At 71.4% G+C, this 17,923-nt stretch carries 13 protein-coding genes and 1 tRNA gene; 6 read left to right on the top strand and 8 right to left on the bottom strand.

The window, feature by feature from the left end; genetic code table 11:
- Positions 1-2: 2 nt before the first annotated feature.
- Together AB0I69_RS16405 and AB0I69_RS16400 are read right to left on the bottom strand one after the other, a co-directional pair.
- Positions 3-791 carry a ferritin-like domain-containing protein gene (locus tag AB0I69_RS16405; RefSeq protein WP_363096319.1) on the bottom strand — a complete coding sequence of 263 codons (789 nt, stop codon included), beginning with the start codon at positions 789-791 and terminating at the stop codon, positions 3-5.
- A gap of 236 nt (positions 792-1,027) precedes the next feature.
- Entirely contained in the window at positions 1,028-2,083 is a 1,056-nt protein-coding gene (locus tag AB0I69_RS16400; RefSeq protein ID WP_363096318.1) for an LLM class F420-dependent oxidoreductase, read from the bottom strand.
- A gap of 186 nt (positions 2,084-2,269) precedes the next feature.
- Between AB0I69_RS16400 and AB0I69_RS16395 the strand changes: the two genes are divergently transcribed.
- Both AB0I69_RS16395 and AB0I69_RS16390 read left to right on the top strand, forming a co-directional pair.
- Positions 2,270-3,253, top strand: coding sequence for an aldo/keto reductase (locus AB0I69_RS16395; RefSeq protein WP_363096317.1), 984 nt, complete (start codon positions 2,270-2,272; stop codon positions 3,251-3,253).
- Positions 3,250-5,469 (top strand): ATP-dependent RecD-like DNA helicase, encoded by a 2,220-nt coding sequence (locus AB0I69_RS16390; protein WP_363096316.1) that lies wholly within the window; start codon positions 3,250-3,252, stop codon positions 5,467-5,469. The genes AB0I69_RS16395 and AB0I69_RS16390 overlap by 4 nt, the downstream gene beginning before the upstream one ends.
- Positions 5,470-5,596: 127 nt before the next feature.
- On the opposite strand, the gene AB0I69_RS16385 is transcribed toward AB0I69_RS16390, so the two are convergent.
- Complete coding sequence (locus AB0I69_RS16385) at positions 5,597-6,331, bottom strand: hypothetical protein (protein WP_363096315.1); 735 nt, start codon at positions 6,329-6,331, stop codon at positions 5,597-5,599.
- A gap of 47 nt (positions 6,332-6,378) precedes the next feature.
- Here AB0I69_RS16385 and AB0I69_RS16380 point away from each other — a divergent pair, with 47 nt between their 5' ends.
- Entirely contained in the window at positions 6,379-6,567 is a 189-nt protein-coding gene (locus AB0I69_RS16380; protein WP_005485166.1) for a DUF5703 family protein, read from the top strand.
- A 75-nt stretch (positions 6,568-6,642) separates the two neighbouring features.
- Here AB0I69_RS16380 and AB0I69_RS16375 read toward each other — a convergent pair whose 3' ends face one another.
- From AB0I69_RS16375 to AB0I69_RS16365, 3 genes are all read right to left on the bottom strand, one after another.
- Positions 6,643-7,560 (bottom strand): chaplin, encoded by a 918-nt coding sequence (locus tag AB0I69_RS16375; RefSeq protein ID WP_363096314.1) that lies wholly within the window; start codon positions 7,558-7,560, stop codon positions 6,643-6,645.
- Between the two features lie 142 nt (positions 7,561-7,702).
- A complete protein-coding gene (gene chpH, locus AB0I69_RS16370) occupies positions 7,703-7,936 on the bottom strand; it encodes a chaplin ChpH (protein WP_019066065.1) in 234 nt (77 codons plus the stop codon).
- Positions 7,937-8,106: 170 nt separating this feature from the next.
- Positions 8,107-9,432, bottom strand: coding sequence for a M20/M25/M40 family metallo-hydrolase (locus AB0I69_RS16365; RefSeq protein ID WP_363096313.1), 1,326 nt, complete (start codon positions 9,430-9,432; stop codon positions 8,107-8,109).
- A 200-nt stretch (positions 9,433-9,632) separates the two neighbouring features.
- Here AB0I69_RS16365 and AB0I69_RS16360 point away from each other — a divergent pair.
- The 3 genes from AB0I69_RS16360 (at position 9,633) to AB0I69_RS16350 (ending at position 15,285) form a co-directional block, all read left to right on the top strand.
- Positions 9,633-9,717: transfer RNA gene (locus AB0I69_RS16360), tRNA-Leu, on the top strand.
- Between the two features lie 277 nt (positions 9,718-9,994).
- Positions 9,995-13,861 (top strand): Pls/PosA family non-ribosomal peptide synthetase, encoded by a 3,867-nt coding sequence (locus AB0I69_RS16355; protein WP_363096312.1) that lies wholly within the window; start codon positions 9,995-9,997, stop codon positions 13,859-13,861.
- 80 nt (positions 13,862-13,941) lie between these two features.
- Positions 13,942-15,285: a M1 family metallopeptidase gene (locus AB0I69_RS16350; protein ID WP_363096311.1), complete on the top strand. Its 1,344-nt coding sequence runs from the start codon at positions 13,942-13,944 to the stop codon at positions 15,283-15,285.
- A gap of 37 nt (positions 15,286-15,322) precedes the next feature.
- Here AB0I69_RS16350 and AB0I69_RS16345 read toward each other — a convergent pair whose 3' ends face one another.
- Both AB0I69_RS16345 and AB0I69_RS16340 read right to left on the bottom strand, forming a co-directional pair.
- Positions 15,323-16,717 carry a M20/M25/M40 family metallo-hydrolase gene (locus tag AB0I69_RS16345; protein WP_363096310.1) on the bottom strand — a complete coding sequence of 465 codons (1,395 nt, stop codon included), beginning with the start codon at positions 16,715-16,717 and terminating at the stop codon, positions 15,323-15,325.
- The gene (locus AB0I69_RS16340) at positions 16,714-17,913 is read right to left on the bottom strand and encodes a hypothetical protein (protein ID WP_363096309.1); all 1,200 of its coding nucleotides are present in this window, start codon (positions 17,911-17,913) and stop codon (positions 16,714-16,716) included. The genes AB0I69_RS16345 and AB0I69_RS16340 overlap by 4 nt, the downstream gene beginning before the upstream one ends.
- Positions 17,914-17,923 lie beyond the last annotated feature (10 nt).

Here is a 17,923-nt window from a genome sequence, read left to right as displayed (position 1 = left end):
GCTTACGCGAACTCGGGTGCCGCGGTGGCCGGTCCGCCGAGCGCGTCGCGTCGTTCCGGCATCCTCAGGGAGACCATCCGCCGCCAGCCGCCGAGCCGTTCGTAGGCGTACACGGCGTGGATGCCCGCCGCCAGAGTCGCCGACTTGGCGCGCGGCCAGTCGAGGAGGCGTCCCATGTGGGCCATCACCGCGAGGCTGACGTCCCGGTAGATCCGGATCTCGGCCAACGCGCACTCGCGCAGCGTCCGTTGGATGGCGCGGCCGTGTCCGGTGGCCGCGAAGCGCAGCAACTCCTCGTGGCAGTAGGCGAGATGGTTGTCCTCGTCGTTGGAGATCATCCGCACCGCGCGGCCGAGGTCGGGGTGGTCGGCGAAGTGCTTGCGCAGTAGGTCCATCTGCTCGGAGGCGCGCTGTTCGGTGACGCGGCTGTGGGCGAGGTAGGTGACGACGTCCTGGACGGTCAGCGCCTGGTCGCCCTTGAGCTTCTCGTGGGCGAGGCCGATGCCGTGCCGCTCCAGGAGCATCGTGTAGTCGGTGTCGGCGGGCACCTGGACGGGTTCGAGGCCACGCTTCTTCAGAAGGGCGTTGAAAATGCGCCCGTGCTTGTCCTCGTCGGCGCCGTGCCGGCTGATCTTGGGGGCGAGGTCGCGTGCGCTCGGCGGGGCGAGCGCGGCGATGCGCCCGTTCTCCCAGCCGCCCTGGGACTCGCCGCTGGCCGCGATGGAACAGAACAGCCGAAAGGACTCGTCGTCATCGAGGATCTCCTGGAACAGGCTCTTGACCGAAAGCATCTGAAGGCACCTCCATGCAGGATTCCGCCGCATTCCGCAAAGAACGAGTCAAATGCGACGTCAGAGGTGCCGCAACAGCACTGTCGGACAACTCCGCCAAAAGGAGGACTACGGATGTCCCGCCGAGGGCGTAACCGCACGGGCTGCCACGCGTTGTTCCCCGTGACGGCCGTGGCGGGGAAGACCCCCCGAGCCCCCACCACGGCCGTAGAAAACTTCCGTACTGTAGAGCCGCGTTACGCGAGTCCCGCGCGCTCCAGTGCCTCGGTTCCGGCGCGGAGTGCGGCGAGCCGCTCCTCCAGGGTCCAGCCCGCCGGGGCGAGCGTCAGGGTGGTGACACCGGCCGCCGCGTACTCCTTCATCCGGTCCGCGATGCGGTCCACGGAACCCAGCAGCGTCGTCTTGTCGATCAGGTCGTGCGGGATGGCCGCCGCGGCGCCGCCCTTGTCGCCGGCCAGGTACTTGTCCTGGATCTCGGCGGCAGCCGCCTCGAAGCCCATGCGCTGGGCCAGCTTGTTGTAGAAGTTCTGCTGCCGGCTGCCCATGCCGCCGACGTACAGCGCGGTGTACGGGCGGAAGGTGTCGGCGAGCTTCTCCACGTCCTTGTCCTCGCCGAAGGCGAGCGGGACCGTCGGGACGATGTCGAAACCCTCAAGGGTCTTCCCCGCCTTCTCGCGCCCGGCCCGCAGGTGCCTGATGGCGGTGTCCTCCAGGTGCTCGGCGGACGGGAAGATGAGCAGCGCGCCGTCGGCGATCTCGCCGGTCTGCTCCAGGTTCTTCGGGCCGATCGCCGCGATGTACAGCGGGATGTGCTCGCGCTCCGGGTGCACCGTCAGCTTGAGGGGCTTGCCCGGGCCGCCGGGCAGCGGCAGCGTCCAGTGCTCGCCGTCGTAGGACAGCCGCTCGCGGGTCATCGCCTTGCGGACGATCTCGACGTACTCACGCGTGCGTGCCAGCGGCTTGTCGAACTTGACGCCGTACCAGCCCTCGGAGACCTGCGGGCCCGAGACGCCGAGGCCGAGGCGGAAGCGGCCACCGGAGAGCGAGTCGAGGGTCGCGGCGGTCATCGCGGTCATCGCGGGCTGGCGGGCCGGGATCTGGAAGATGGCCGAGCCGACGTCGATGCGCTCGGTGTGCGCGGCGACCCAGGTGAGCACCGTGGCCGCGTCGGAGCCGTAGGCCTCGGCAGCCCAGCACACCGAGTAGCCGAGCCGGTCGGCCTCCTGGGCCACGGCCAGATTGTCGCCGTCCATTCCGGCACCCCAGTAGCCGAGGTTGATCCCGAGCTGCATGGCAGACCCCTTACCGATCAGTAACGTCGCTGTTGTGCCGACCCTAGCGCGAGGTGCTCCGGGCGGACAGGACGGGTGCCGGTGAGTGATCACGGAGCGTGCCGTGCGAGGGACTGTGGATCATCGTGGAAATCGGTTATCCACAGGCAACCACAGGGCAGGTTCAGGCCAGTAATCTCGGCGTTCATGGAGCAGAGGCATCTCGGCCGTACCGGCCTTCGTGTGTCCCGGATCGGACTCGGCACCCTCACGTGGGGGCGCGACACCGACGAGCATGACGCCGCGGACCTCTTGAAGGCGTTCTGGGAGGCCGGCGGCACCCTCGTCGACACGGCGGACGTGTACGGCGACGGGGAGGCCGAGTACCTGCTCGGACAGCTCATAGAAGGGCTCGTGCCGCGCCGGGACCTGGTCATCTCGACGAAGGCGGGGAGCGTGCCCGACCCCGACCGCCGCTTCGACGGCTCGCGCGGCCATCTGCTCGCCGCGCTCGACGCCTCGCTGGCCCGCCTCGGTACGGACTACGTCGACCTGTGGCACATCCACGCCTTCGACCCGTTCACCCCGCTGGAGGAGACCCTCCAGGCCCTCGACCTGGCGGTGAGCAGCGGCCGGGCGCGCTATGCGGGCGTCTCCAACTACTGCGGCTGGCAGCTCGCCAAGGCGGCGACCTGGCAGCTGGCGGCGCCGGGCACGCGGACCCGGCTGGCGAGCACGCAGTTGGAGTACTCGCTGCTGCAGCGGGGCGTGGAGCGCGAGGTGCTGCCGGCCGCGCTCGACCTGGGCATCGGGCTGCTGCCCTCCTCGCCGCTCGGGCGCGGGGTCCTCACCGGCAAGTACCGGCACGCGACACCGGCCGACTCGCGCGGCGCCTCGGAGCACATGGCGCCGTTCGTCGCGCCGTACCTCGACGACGCGGCGACGCGCATCGTGGACGCGGTGACCATCGCCGCTGACGGGCTCGCCGTGACGCCCCTCCAGGTCGCCCTCGCCTGGGTCCGCGACCGTCCCGGGGTGGCCGCCCCGATCGTCGGCGCGCGCAACGCGCACCAGCTCACGGCCGCATTGTCAGTGGAGGCCCTTAGTCTTCCTGACGAGATCTGCCGAGCGCTCGACGATGTGTCGGCGCCTCTGCACCGCTATCCCGATCACGACTGGAGCACGCTGTGAGCACGGACCCGGAGACCACGGAGACCTCGCCGTCCGAGGGCACGGGCACGGACGCCGCGGAGGGCGCCGAGGACACTCCTGCGGAGGACACAGCCACGGAGAACGCCGAGGGCACCGGTGAGGCCAAGGCCGAGGCCGCCGCCCCCGAACTGTCCGAGGCCGCCGCCGAGTTGCTGGCGCAGAAGCTGGAGCGGGAGCGGATCGAGCGGCGGAAGGCGGAGAAGGCCGGGCCCATCGTGGCCGGGACCAAGCTCAGCGGGACGGCCGCCGATCTGCTCGCGGCGGTGCGGGCCGTGGAGAGCGGCGAGAAGCCCGCGACCAGCGCGTTCACCGAGCCGGCGCCCGCCCCGCGCCGGCCCGCCGCCCCCGAAGCCGCGCGCCGGCCCCAGCCCGTACCGTCCGAGCCCGGCGCCCCCGCGACCGAGACCGTCGAGTCCGTACGGCGTGTGCTGGCCGAGGGCGGCGCGCCCGAGACGCTCGCGGCACAGGTCGCGGCAGCGCTCGGTGAGAGTGCGGACGCCGAACTCCGCGAGGATCCTTGGCAGTTGCTGCGCGTCCCGGGTGTACGGCCCGAGCAGGCCGACGGGTTCGCGCGGGCGCTGCTCGGCGCCGAGTGCGCGCCGGACGACGAGCGGCGGGGCCGGGCGGTCACCGGCTGGCTGCTGGAGCAGGCGGCCCTGGCCGGGCACACGGCCCTGGAGGCGTCGGCGTTGATGGCCGCACTGGTCAAGCAAGGCGTGCCCGACCCGGACGCGGCGACGCAGAGCGCCATCGCGGAGGGTGAAGTGCTGGTGTTCCAGGACGCGTTGGACGAGCCCGCGGTCCCGGTGCAGCGCACGGACGACGAGACTGATGAGACTGAAGAGGTCGAGGAGCGTCCGGTCCGGGTGCTGATCGGCCTGGAGCGGTACGCGCTCGCCGAGGAGAGCCTCGCCGACGGACTGGCCAAGCTGATCAACTCGGTGCCGAAGGAGGACGGTTCGGCGGCGGACTGGGAGCGGGCCGGTGCCGCCAAGGGGTCCACCGGCGAGCTGATCCGCGCGGTCGCGGGGCACGGCCTGGTGCTCCACACCGGCGGCGAGGCGTCCCTCGAAGAACCGGCCGCGCTGCTGCACGCGGCGGCGGGCTTCGGGCTGCGTGCCTGGGCCGCCGCCCACAGCCCGGTCGGCCGGGACCGGTTCGCCGCCCTGCTGACGCGGTCCACGAAATCCGACAGCCCGTCGTCCGCCGAGCCGGAAGGTGTCGCCCCGGGTGACGGCCCCCGTGCCGCCACCGTCGCCGGGCTGCTGTCCGGTGCCGAGGGCCCCGGGCGGGACACGGACGGTGCCCTGGACCTGGATCTCCTCGTCGTCCTCGACGCGCCCCAACTGGACGTCGAGACCGCGGCCCTGCTCACCGAGTCGCTGCCGGACGGCGCCCGGCTGGTGCTGGCCGGGGACCCGGCGGTGTTGTGGTCGGCAGGGCCCGGACGGGTCTTCGCCGATCTGCTCGCGTCGAAGGCCTGCCCCCAGGTCGTCTCGCGCCGACCGGATCTCGGCCCCGTGGGCGAGCTGGTCTCGGGCATCGGCATCGGTGAGCTGAACCAGGTGGAGGCCCCCGGCAAGGAGGTCGTGATCGTGCCGGTGCGGGACGCCGGCGAGGCCGTGCACCGGACCGTGCAGCTCGTCGCCGACTCGGTGCCGCGCGTGATCGGCGTCCCGGCCGAGCAGACGGTGGTGATCACGCCGGGTCACGGTGGCGCGGCGGGCACCCGTGCCCTCAACGTGGCGCTGAAGGAGCGGCTCAACCCCGGCCCCGGCCGCTTCGGCGGCTTCGACCCCGGCGACCGGATCGCGTACTCCCCCGCTCCGGGCCGTACGGTCCCCGGCCACGTGGTGAACGCCGACGCCGAGGGGCTGCACCTGACGTGCCCCGGCGGCCCCGTCGTCGTACCGAAGGAGCGGGTCGAGCAGTCCGTGCGGCACGGGTGGGCGCTGACCGCGCACCAGGCGGTCGGGACCAGGTGGTCCGCGGTGGTCGTGGTGCTGCCCGGGGACGCGGCGCAGGCCCTCAGCCGGCCCTGGGTCTACACGGCGTTCAGCCGGGCGGACCGTCATCTGTCCGTGGTCCACGGTGTGGATCAGGCACTGCCTCGGGCTGTCGCCGAGGTCCCGGCCAAGCCGCGTACGACCCGGTTGCCGGTTCTGCTGCGACCGCAGGTCCCGGCGGAGGTCTGAGCAGCACGACGGGCAGCTGCGGTCACGTCACGGAGGTCTGAGCCGGACGGCAGACGGCGGTGGTCGCGGAGGGGCTGCCTCCGTGACCACCGCCGTCTGCCGTCGCAACAGCCGGGCGCGGCGCGTCTCAGCGATCCGCTTCCAGCGACTCCAGGTCCTCGTCCTCGTCGAGATCGGCGTCGAGGTCGGGATCGAGTTCGTCCTCGATCTCCTCCTCGGCCTCGTCCACCTCGTCGATGTCGTCCAGTTCGTCGGTGATCTCGTCGTCGAAGACCGCGCTGACGTCGAAGCGGCACACCACCCGCTGCGGATCGACCCCCTCGAAGGGAGCCTCCAGCCAGGCCCCGGGTTCGGCGGCTTCATCGGCGGCGGTCACCCACAGCGTGGAGTCGCCCTCTTCGAGGCCGAACTCCTTGGGCCGGGAGGCGATCTCGTCGGCCTCGAACTCGTCGAAGAGGATGCCGAGCGCGCCGTGGATCGTGGCAGAAGCCTCCGTGCCGGTGCCGTCGCCGACCGCCGCCTCGACCCGCTGTGCCTGCGCCAGCAGCCGCTGCGGCTCCGCCACGGCGTAGTCACGGCGGATCAGCACGCTCACCGCGTTCGGCTCCTCGGGGCCGGTGTACGGCGGCAGGGAGTCGTCGGTACCGGGGATCTCGAAAGGCGTGACCTCGTCATAACGGTCGTAGAGCAGCTCGTCGTAGACCTCGGCGGCCGCGGCGAGCTGGTTGAACGCCTCGTAGACGGCCGGGTCGTCCTCCCCCGACCGGCCTTCGACCGCGGCCAGGTGGCGGTCGAGCGCGGTCTTGACCGCCTCGGCGGCGGCGCGTACCTCGGCAGCGGTGGGCTGCGCAGCATCAGACATAGTGCAGACGCTATCCGTACCGGGGCTCTGCCCGCACAATAGATGCGATGCCGGAATACGAATTTGTCGACGTGTACGTACCGCGCGGGGTCTCCCGCAAGGACGCCACACGTCTGCTGACGGACCACGCCGAGTACGGACACTGGGAATTGGACCGACTGAGCCTGTTGCGCGACGGCAGCCGTAGGGTGCGGCTGCGCCGGCGGATCATCCGCCAGGTGCGTGCCACGTGGTGAGCTGAGTCGGGCGAAACGGAGCGGGCCCCGACAGCGCGGGGCCCCTCCGTTGCGCAGATCACATGTTCCCAGGCGCTACGCCATGGCCTTCGCCTTGCGGTAGAGCACCGCGCCCGCGAGCAGCGCGCCCGCTCCGACCGGCAGGGCGAGGCCCAGCGGCAGGTCGCTGCCGGTGTGCGCGAGCTGGGCGACGCCCTGGGACTGGACGGCGGACTGCGCGCCGGGCTGGTTCACGTGCGAGGAACCGGTCGGCGTCTGACCGCCCTTCACGGGCGAGGTGCTCGGCGAGGCGGGATGCCCGGGAGTGCCCGGGTACCCCGGAGTCCCGGGGTGGCCCGGCGTTCCCGGCGGGGTCGTCCCGTGACCGCCGCCCGGGGGCGTGCCATGGTGACCACCGCCCCCATGGTGACCACCTCCGTGATGACCCCCGCCCTGGTGACCGCCCCCCTCGTGACCGCCGCCGTTCCAACTCCCCCCGTTGGCACAGTCGTTGCCGGTGGCGGCGTTGCCGATGCCGATGACGTCGACGCTGTTGCCGCACACGTTCACCGGCGCGTCGATCGGTACCTGGACGTGGTTGCCGGAGCCGACACCGGGCGAGCCGGAGGCGTGTCCGCCGGCGTGCGCGCCCCCTGAGCCGCCGTGCGCTCCATGCCCACCGGAACCCCCGTGCCCACCGGAGCCACCGTGTCCGCCCGACCCCCCGGAGTCCCCGTAGCCCCCCGAGTCGCCGTAACCGCCGGAGTCCCCGCCCTTGTTGGCGCACCTGTTGCCGACCGCCGGATTGAGGACCCCGACGACGTTCACGGTGTTGCCACAGACGTTGACCGGTGCATGCACCGGTGCCTGCACGGTGTTGCCGGACAGTACGCCGGGCGAGTCCGAACTTGAGCCGATGGCGCCCGAGTCGGCGTGGGCGACACCGCCCGCGGCGGCGATCACCCCGGTCGCGGCCGCCATGGTCATCAAACTCTTGCGGGTAACCTGTCGCATTACTGAATTCCCCCCTGCCTTCAATCCTGACTGAATTCCTCGCGCCATTCCTCGCGAAAAGGCACGAGAAGACCCGTCGGCCCCGGAGCGCATGGCGCGCACTCCGGGGCCGAGGATGTGGTCACCCCTCAGAGGGGCGACGTCACTTGTTGATGCAGGTGTTGCCGAAGGCGGGGTTCAGCAGACCGATCACCGAGATCGTGTTGCCGCACACGTTCACCGGGACGTGCACGGGAACCTGGATGACGTTGCCGGAAACGACGCCCGGGGAGTGCACAGCGGCACCCTGAGCGCCCGAGTCGGCGACGGCCAGGCCCGCTCCCGCGAGAACCAGGCCACCGGTGGCAGCCGCAGCGGCGACGACCTTCTTGATCATTATTCCTCCTTGTTGGCAAAAGCGATCTCGTGTTGCCGATCGCATCACCTGTAACGAGGAGGGAGTAATGGAGCTACGAGCTTATGAGCACATTCACCCGTCCCAGTGGCTTCCGTACGCGCGGTCGAATTCCGGCGTCAACCGGCATCAAAGGGCGCCGACCGGCGTTTTCACGACGCGTCGATGAACCGGTCCAGCACCCGCACCCCGAACTTCAGCCCTTCCACCGGCACCCGCTCGTCGACCCCGTGGAACATGCCCGCGAAGTCCAGCTCCGGCGGCAGCTTGAGCGGTGCGAAGCCGAAGCCCCGGATGCCCAGGTCGTCGAAGGACTTGGCGTCAGTGCCGCCGGAGAGCATGTACGGGATCGCCTTCGCGGTCGGGTCCTCAGCAAGCAGCGAGGACTGCATCGCCTCGACCAGTGGCCCGTCGAAGGAGGTCTCCAAGGCCTTGTCGGAGTGCGTGCCCTCACGCTTCACGTTCGGGCCGAGAATCCGGTCGAGGTCGGCGAAGAACTCCTCCTTGTACCCGGGCAGGAACCGCCCGTCGACGTGCGCGGTGGCCTCGCCGGGGATGACGTTGACCTTGTAACCGGCGTTCAGCTGCGTCGGGTTGGCAGTGTTGCTCAGCGTCGCGCCGATGAGCTTGGCGATGCCGCCGAGCCGCTTGAGCGTGGCCTCCATGTCCTCGGGGTCGAGCTGGGTGCCGAGCGCGTCGCCCAGTTCGTCGAGGAAGGCGCGCGTCGTCTTGGTGACCCGTACCGGGAACCTGTGCCGGCCGATACGGGCGACCGCCTCCGACAACTCGGTGATCGCGTTGTCCCGGTGGATCATCGACCCGTGCCCGGCGATACCGGCCACGGTCAGCTTCATCCAGTGCATGCCCTTCTCGGCCGTCTGGATCAGATAGAGCCGCCGCTCCTCGCTCACCGTGAACGAGAACCCGCCGACCTCGCTGATGCCCTCGGTGACGCCGTCGAACAGCTCGCGGTGGTTGTCGACGAGGTGCCGCGCACCGTACGTACCACCCGCCTCCTCGTCCGCGAGGAAGGCGACCACGATGTCGCGCGGAGGCCGGCGCCCGCTGCGCAGCCGGTCGCGGACGACCGCCAGGGTCATCGCGTCCATGTCCTTCATGTCGACCGCGCCGCGCCCCCACACGCACCCGTCCGCGACCTCGCCGGAGAAGGGGTGGTGGGTCCAGTCGACGGCGTTCGCCGGTACGACGTCCAGGTGCCCGTGGATGAGCAGCGCGGGCCGGGAGGGGTCCGTGCCCTCGATCCGGGCCACCGTGGACGCGCGTCCCGGGTGCGACTCGAAGATCTTGGGTTCGAGACCCACCTCGGCGAGCTGCTCGGCGACGTACTCGGCCGCCTTGCGCTCACCGGGGCCCGAGTGGTCGCCGTAGTTGCTGGTGTCGATCCGGATCAGCTCGCGGCAGAGGTCCACGACCTCGTCCTCGCCGGTGACGCCCTTGGCCGTGTCCGTGTCGCTCACGCTGCTTCCTCCCACTGTCACTGCTGGTGGTCCTCCCCCTCATCCTCCCTCTCCCCGGCCCCCGCCCCAAGGGCGGTCCGCGCCCGTCACACGCCGTTCACGCGGGACGGGGGTGGGAACAGGGGGTGATCGGCCACCCCTGGAAGCCTGGTAATGTCTCCTTCGTCGCCGCGGGGGAAACCACGCGCGACAGACACCTTGTCCGGGTGGCGGAATGGCAGACGCGCTAGCTTGAGGTGCTAGTGCCCTTTATCGGGCGTGGGGGTTCAAGTCCCCCCTCGGACACATCGCAGGCGAGGGCCGCGACCGCCAAGGTCGCGGCCCTCGCCGCATTTGTGGGGGATGTCTCCTTCCGCCTGAAGATCACCAGGTCAGAGCGTTGCCGGACGCTCACGGAGCGCCCCCGTTCGGCTCCCCCGAGTGGCCGTCGGCAGGCCCGGAGCCTAGCGTCGTACTAAAATTTCCGGCTTGTTACGGAACGGAGCTGGAGCTGGACAACCCCAGGCATACCTGCGGGCCCGCCAGCGCCCCGGAAGTTACCGGGCTTGAGACGCGAGGACCGATGGCAGCCATACACGAGAGCAGTGCTCTCGGCTCGCTCGACGATGAGATCCGCACACAGTTCGGCGATACGGCACGTTTCTCCGCGGCACCCGCCGCCTCGGCCCGCACCCTTGTCGACATCCTCGACGCGTCGGTGCGGTCGTATCCCGACGAACTCGCCCTGGACGACGGCACCGTCCGCCTCACCTACCGTGCGCTGGCCGTCGAGGTGGAGACCCTGCGCCGCACCCTGGCCGCGGCCGGTGTCGGCCTCGGCGACCAGGTCGGCGTGCGCGTCCCCTCCGGGACCAACGACCTCTACATCGCGATCCTCGCCGTACTCGCCGCCGGTGCCGCCTACGTCCCCGTGGACGCCGAGGACCCGGACGAGCGGGCCGAGCTGGTGTTCGGCGAGGCCGACGTGCGAGCCGTCATCGGCGCCGAGCACGCGCTGACCGTCCTCGGACGCAGCGAGGCCCCGGCCGCCCGGCCCGGTGTCGAGCAGGACGCCTGGATCATCTTCACCTCCGGCTCCACCGGCAAGCCCAAGGGCGTCGCCGTCACGCACCGCAGCGCGGCGGCCTTCGTCGACGCCGAGGCGGCCCTCTTCCTCACCGACGACCCCATCGGTCCGGGTGACAGGGTCATGGCGGGGCTGTCCGTGGCCTTCGACGCGTCCTGCGAGGAGATGTGGCTGGCCTGGCGCTACGGCGCCTGCCTGGTGCCCGTGCCGCGCTCCCAGGTCCGCAGCGGCGCCGACCTCGGCCCCTGGCTGGTCGAGCAGGACATCAGCGTCGTCTCGACGGTGCCGACGCTGGCCTCCCTCTGGGAGCCCGAGGCGCTGAACGACGTACGCCTGCTGATCTTCGGCGGCGAGGCCTGCCCGCCCGAGCTGGTGCAGCGGCTGGTCACGGAGGGGCGTGAGGTCTGGAACACGTACGGGCCGACCGAGGCGACCGTCGTGGCCTGTGCCTCCCTGATGACCGGCGACGAGCCGATCCGTATCGGACTCCCCCTGAACGGCTGGGAGTTGGCCGTCGTCGACGAGGCCGGGGTGCCCGTACCGATGGGTGGCAGCGGCCAGTTGGTGATCGGTGGCGTCGGGCTCGCCCGCTACCTCGACCCCGAGAAGGACGCCGAGAAGTACGCGCCTCTTGAGTCCCTCGGCTGGGAACGGGCTTACCGCAGCGGTGACTTGGTCAAGGCCGAGCCCGAGGGGCTGATCTTCCTCGGGCGCGCCGACGAGCAGATCAAGCTCGGCGGACGCCGGATCGAACTCGGCGAGGTCGACGCGGCGCTTCAGGCCCTGCCCGGAGTCGCGGGTGCGGCTGCCGCCGTGCGGACCGCGCGCAGTGGCAATCAGCTGCTGGTCGGTTATGTCGTCACCCAGGAAGGCTGGGACCAGGCTGCCGCCGTCGAGAAGCTGCGCGCCGAACTGCCCGCCGCCCTCGTGCCGTTGATCGCCCCGGTCGAGGATCTCCCCACCCGCACCTCCGGCAAAGTCGACCGCAACGCGCTGCCCTGGCCGCTCGAAGGCCTGGAGACCGCTGGCGCGAAGGAGCAGCTCTACGGCACGGAGGCCTGGCTCGCCGAGCAGTGGGGCGAGGTGCTCGGTATCCCCGTGAGCAGTGCGGTCGACGACTTCTTCGCGATCGGCGGAGGCAGTCTGGCTGCCGCCCAGTTGACCACGCGGCTGCGCACTCGTTACCCGAGCGCGGCCGTCCTCGACATCTACCAGCAGCCGACCCTGCGCAAGTTGGCCCGGCACCTCGAAGACTCGGCGCAGGGCGACGGCACCGCGCGGGTGATCTCCCCGGTGCCGACCCGCGCCAAGGTGATCCAACTCCTCGCGCTGGTCCCCCTGTTCACGCTGGTCGGCCTGCGCTGGACGGTGGCGCTGGCCGCGCTCGGCAATGTACTCAGTGGTTATGCGTGGCTGCCGACCGCCTCGTGGTGGCTGGTCGGCGCGGGTGCGCTGCTGCTGTTCAGCCCGCCCGGTCGGCTCGCGATCGCCGCGGGCGGTGCGCGGCTGCTGCTGCGCGGGGTGAAGCCGGGTCGCTACGACCGTGGTGGCAGCGTGCATCTGCGGCTGTGGGCGGCGGAGCGGCTGGCCGAGTTCAGCGGGGCGACCGCGCTGACGGGCTCGTGGCTGGAGCGGTACGCACGCGCCCTCGGCGCCAAGGTCGGCCCGGACGTCGACCTGCACTCCCTCCCGCCGGTCACCGGCATGCTCAAGCTGGGCCGCGGTGCCGCGGTCGAGTCCGAGGTGGACCTCTCCGGCTACTGGCTGGACGGCGACCGTCTTGAGATCGGCCCGGTAAAGGTCGGCGCGCACGCCGTCGTCGGCACGCGCAGCATGCTGTTCCCCGGTGCCCGGGTGGGCAAGCGGGCCGAGGTGGCGCCGGGTTCGGCCGTCACCGGTACGGTCCCGACCGGCCAGCGCTGGGCGGGCGCGCCTGCGGTGAAGCTCGGCAAGGCCAAGCGCAACTGGCCCAAGCAGCGCCCGCAGCGGGGCACGTACTGGCGGGTGATGTACGGCGTGACGGGCTTCGCGCTCACCATGCTGCCGGTGGTCGCGGGCGCCGTCGCGCTCCTGGCGACCAGCTTGTTCGTGGCACCGGGCGACGGTCTCGGCGAGGCCCTGCGGGGTGCGGCGATCGCCTTGGTCCCGGCCACGCTGGCCTTCGGGCTGGCGTACGCGCTGCTGATTCTGATCGGTGTACGGCTGCTCAGCGTGCGGCTGCGCGAGGGTACGCACCCGACGCACAGCCGGATCGGCTGGCAGGCGTGGACCGTGACGCAGTTGATGGACCTCTCCCGCGAGACCTTGTTCCCGCTGTACGCCGGGCTCGTCACGCCGGTGTGGCTGCGGCTGCTCGGGATGCGGATCGGGCGGGGCGCCGAGGTGTCGACCGTCCTCGCGCTGCCGAGCCTGACCACTGTCGGTGAGGGGGCGTTCCTGGCCGACGACACGTTGACCGCGCCGTACGAACTCGGTGGTGGCTGGGTGCACATCGGGCGGGCCGAGATCGGGCGGCGGGCGTTCCTCGGGAACTCCGGGATGACCGCGCCCGGGCGGAGCGTGCCGGACGGCGGGCTTGTCGGGGTGTTGTCGGCGACGCCGAAGAAGGCGAAGAAGGGCACGTCGTATCTGGGGCTGCCGCCGGTGAAGCTGCCGCGCAGCACGAGCGGCGGCGACCAGAGCCGGACGTACGACCCGCCGGCCAAGCTGCTGTGGGCGCGCGGTCTTGTCGAGCTGTGCCGGATCGTGCCGGTGTTCTGCTCGGCCGGGCTGGCCGTGCTGACGGTGGCGGCGCTGTGCGCGCTGGGGGTGTGGGCGCCGCTGTTGTCGGGGCTCGTGCTGCTGGCCGTGGGTGCGCTGGCCGGGCTCGTCTCGATCGTGGCCAAGTGGGCCCTCGTGGGGCGGCACCGCGGTGCCGAGCACCCGCTGTGGAGCGGTTACGTGTGGCGCAACGAGCTGGCGGACACCTTCGTCGAGGTCGTGGCGGTGCCGTGGCTGGCCGGTTCCGTGCCGGGTACTCCGGTGCTGACGGCCTGGCTGCGCGGGCTCGGCGCGCACATCGGCAAGGGTGTGTGGGTGGAGAGCTACTGGCTGCCCGAGACCGACCTGGTGACCCTCGGAGACGCCTCGACGGTGAACCGCGGCTGTGTGCTCCAGACCCACCTCTTCCACGACCGGATCTTGCGGACGGATACTGTGGTCCTCCGTGAGGGCGCGACGCTGGGTCCTGGCGGAATCGTCCTGCCCGGCAGCGTGGTCGGGGCCCGTACCACTCTGGGTCCCGCATCGCTCGTGATGGCGGCGGAGTCCGTCCCGGACGACACCCGCTGGCTGGGCAATCCGATCGAGTCATGGCGACCCTGAACACAGGTCACGCGATGTCGGCTTCGGAGGGCGGTGCCCGGGTACGAGATACGAGCACAGCGCAGGGAGCAGACGCAGCAGTGACCGTTCAGCAGGCGGCGGGTCCGGACCCGTATTTCCCGGCAAACGGCGATGCCCGCTACCGGGTGCACCGCTATGAACTCGCGCTGGACTACCGCCCCGGCCCCAATCGTCTGGCCGGCACGGCGCGTATCAACGCCATAGCGGGCCGTGCTCCGCTGCCCGAATTCCAGCTGAACCTGGGCGACTTCAAGATCGGCCGGATCCGGGTGGACGGCCGCCAGCCGCACTACACGCACCGCGGCGGCCGACTGCGTATCCGGCCCGCGAAGCCGCTGCGGGCCGGTGCCGCGTTCACCGTGGAGGTCCACTGGTCGGGCAACCCCAAGCCGGTCGCCAGCCCCTGGGGCGGCCTCGGCTGGGAGGAGCTGACCGACGGGGCGCTGGTGGCGAGCCAGCCGATCGGGGCGCCGTCCTGGTACCCGTGCAACGACCGGCCCGCCGACAAGGCCTCGTACCAGATCTCGATCACCACGCCGTCGGCGTACGCGGTGGTGGCGGGTGGTCGACTTCTCACGCGAACCACCAAGGCCTCCACGACGACTTGGGTGTACGAGCAGTCGGCGCCGACGTCCAGTTATCTGGTCGGGCTGTCGATCGGGAAGTACCAGACGGTGCTGCTGGGTGACCCGGGTCTGGGTGGGGTCCCGCAGCATGGGCACATCCCCTCCGACCTACTCCCGGAGTTCTCAAGGGACTTCGCGCGGCAGCCCGCGATGATGGAGCTGTTCCAGGAGCTGTTCGGGCCGTACCCCTTCGACGAGTACGCGGTCGTGGTGACGGAAGAGGAACTCGATGTGCCCGTCGAGGCACAGGGGTTGTCGCTGTTCGGCGCCAACCACGTTGACGGGGCCCGGGGTTCGGAACGGCTCGTCGCGCACGAGCTGGCCCACCAGTGGTTCGGCAACAGTGTGTCCATCGCCGACTGGCGCCACATCTGGCTGAACGAGGGGCTCGCCAAGTACGCCGAGTGGCTGTGGTCCGAGCGCTCGGGCGGCCGTACGGCCCACCAACACGCCGCCGCCGCGCACCGGTTGCTCTCCACGCTCCCCCAGGACCTACGGCTCGCCGACCCCGGCCGCAAGTCGATGTTCGACGACCGGCTCTACGAGCGTGGCGGGGTCACCGTCCACGCGGTGCGCTGCGCGCTGGGCGACATCGCGTTCTTCCGGATGCTGCGGGGGTGGGCCGGCCAGCACCGCAACGGGACGGTGACGACAGCGACGTTCACGTCTCACGCGTCCCGGTTCACGTCCGAGCCGTTGGATCAGCTTTTCGATGCGTGGGTGTACGGGACGAGGCTGCCGCCGATGCCTTCGGCCGAGACGGGGATCGCGGTCTGAGAGCAGGACGGCGCTCGGGTGTTCGTGGACGGCGACTTCAACCGGACCGGCCCAGCTCGGCGTACAGCTCGATGCACGTGTCCGTGCCCCGGTGGAGGTTCGGCAGGAACAGGCGCTCGTTGGGTGCGTGCATCCCGTCGTCCGGGAGGCCGAAGCCCAGAAGCAGGACCTCGGTGCCGCAGGTGGCGGCGAGCGTGCTGACGAACGGGATCGAGCCGCCCGAAGGCAGCAGGACCGGTGCGCGCCCGAAGGCCCGGGTGCAGGCGCGGCCGACCGCCTCGACGCCCGTGCTGCCGGGAGCGAGCGCGTAGGGCAGGCAACTCGCGACGACGACCAGCCGGCTGCTCACGGTCCGCGGGGTGTGCTCCGCGAGACGGGTGCGCAGAGCGCGGGCCACAGTGGCCGGGTCCTGCGCGGGGACCAGTCGGACGCTCAGGTCGGCGGCGGCCCGTGCGGGGATCGCCGAGCGGCCCGGACCCGAGGTCGTCAGGCCCGTGACGACGATCGCCGGGCGGATCGTGGTCCGTTCGAAGGCGGAGTAACCGGGCTCACCGTGGCCGGTGGCGACGCCGGTGGGCGCCAGCAGCTCCGGGGCCGAGGGGCCGTCGCGGGCCAGTTGCCGCCGTTCGGTCGCGGTCGGCGATCGTACGGCGTCGTAGAAGCCCGGGACCGCCACCCGGCCGTCGGAATCGTGCAGGCTCGCCACCAACTCGCACAGCACGCGGGCGGGTTCGGGGACCGCGCCGCCGAAGGCGCCGGCGTGCAGCTCGGCCGCCGCTCCGGTCACCTCAAGGCGGGCGGCGAGCGATCCACGCAGGGCGCTCACCAGTACCGGGGTCCGCTCGTCCCGCATCCGGTTGTCCGAGACGACCGCCAGATCGGCACGCAGATACTCCGGCACCCGTCGCCGGTCGCTCAGTTCGTGCAGCAGGGTCGGACTGCCGATCTCCTCCTCGCCGTCCAGCACGAGGCGCAGGTTCACCGGCAGGGTGCCGGTGGACGTCAACCACGCCTCCACGGCGGCCAGATGGGCGGTGAACTGGCCCTTGTCGTCGCTGGTTCCGCGTCCGTACAGGAACGGACCGTCCAGCACCGGGCGGAAGGGATCCGTCGCCCAGCTCTCGCGCGGCCCGGCGGGCTGCACGTCGTAGTGGCCGTAGACCAGGAGCAGCGGCGCCCCCGGGCGGTGCAGCCACTCGGCGGTGACGACAGGCGCGACCCGGCCCGGCCGGACGGTCACGGCGTCGAGGCCCATGGCGCGCAGCCGCCCGGCGAGCCGCTCGGCGCACCGGCGCAGGTCCGCGCGGTGGACGGCCTCCGCGCTCACCGTGGGGTGGCGCAGCAGCGCGCGGAGCAGACCGAGCGTGGCGGGGCGGCGGGCGCGGGCCCGGCTCAGCGCGGCTGCCGTCCTCACCGGGGAGCGCAGCGTCACATGCGGGTCCCGTTGACCTGGGCGGGCACCCGACCGCGCGTGCCGGCGCCGCGGGTCATGGGCGGGGCGGGCGGCCGACGGGCGATCCGCTGAGCGCCGGCGACGGGGGCGGCCGGACGGTCGTACGGCAGACCGCGCGGCCCGTCCTGCCGGTTGGCGAGCCCGAGTGACTGGGCGCTGGTGAGCCATTCCTCCGCGGACTCGGCGATCTCCAGCAACAGCGTCTCGAACTGCGCCCGTTGGGTCTTCAGCAGGTGCGGCTGGGCGAGCCAGCGCAGCACCTCGCGGCCTGCGATGGCCATCCGCTGGCGTGGCGAGGTGACCAGCCGCTCGCCGTAGTACTGGGCCAGCACGATCTCGACGACGTCCCACGCGGTGTCCGCGCCGTACAGCCGCCGGATGTCGTCCGAGCCGAGGATCCGGTACGCCTCGTCGAGCAGTTGCATGACCTCGACGCGCAGCACGTTGACGTGGCCGTAGGAAGTGAACTTGAGGTTGTTGCGAAGGTCGAGCCCGGCCCGGCGGACCACCGCGATGCTGCCGAAACTCGGGTCGTAGGCCCGCTCGCGCACCACGTCCGCGATGCGCTTGTCCCGGTGGAACAGGGCGACTTGGTTGACGAAGTGCTCGAACTGGCCGTGGAAGTCGCTGTTCGCCCGCGAGCCGGTGGGCACCGGTGCTCGGCCGTAGCCGAACGCCCTGCGGTACGCGGCCAGTCGGTCCCGCCGGGTGTAGCGCAGCACCTCGCGCCGGTCGAACTGGTAGAGCGCGTATGCGCCCGCGCCGCTGGAGAGGTAGACGGCGCCCGCGCGGAACAGTTCCTGGAGCTTCTGCACGGCACGGAAGACGCCGATCATCTCGTGCTGGTAGATGTAGTAGAGGTCCCCCATCGCCACCAGGCGTTCGGAGGACACCGACTCGTCGTACGGCGTGATGGCCTGCGGCAGCCGGGTCTGCCCGAGGGCGTCGGCCGCCTGCTCGCCGATGCCGACGAGTTGGGCCAGGCCCTTGTCGGGCGGGGGCTTCTGGGCCAGGTCGGTCTGCACCGCGGACTGCAGCAGGTCGTCGATCTGTTTCGTGAGGACGTCCGCGAGTTGAGGATCGGCCACCAGTTGTGAGGACAGCCGGTCGGTGACGGTCTCCCGGAGGGCCGCGATGCGGTCGAGGAAGGCCTGGTAGTCCTGTTCGTTCGCCATCGTGGGTCTC

The organism is Streptomyces sp. NPDC050508, from assembly GCF_040655155.1.
GTDB lineage: Bacteria > Actinomycetota > Actinomycetes > Streptomycetales > Streptomycetaceae > Streptomyces.
This window is presented reverse-complemented; position numbering and strand designations above follow the sequence as displayed.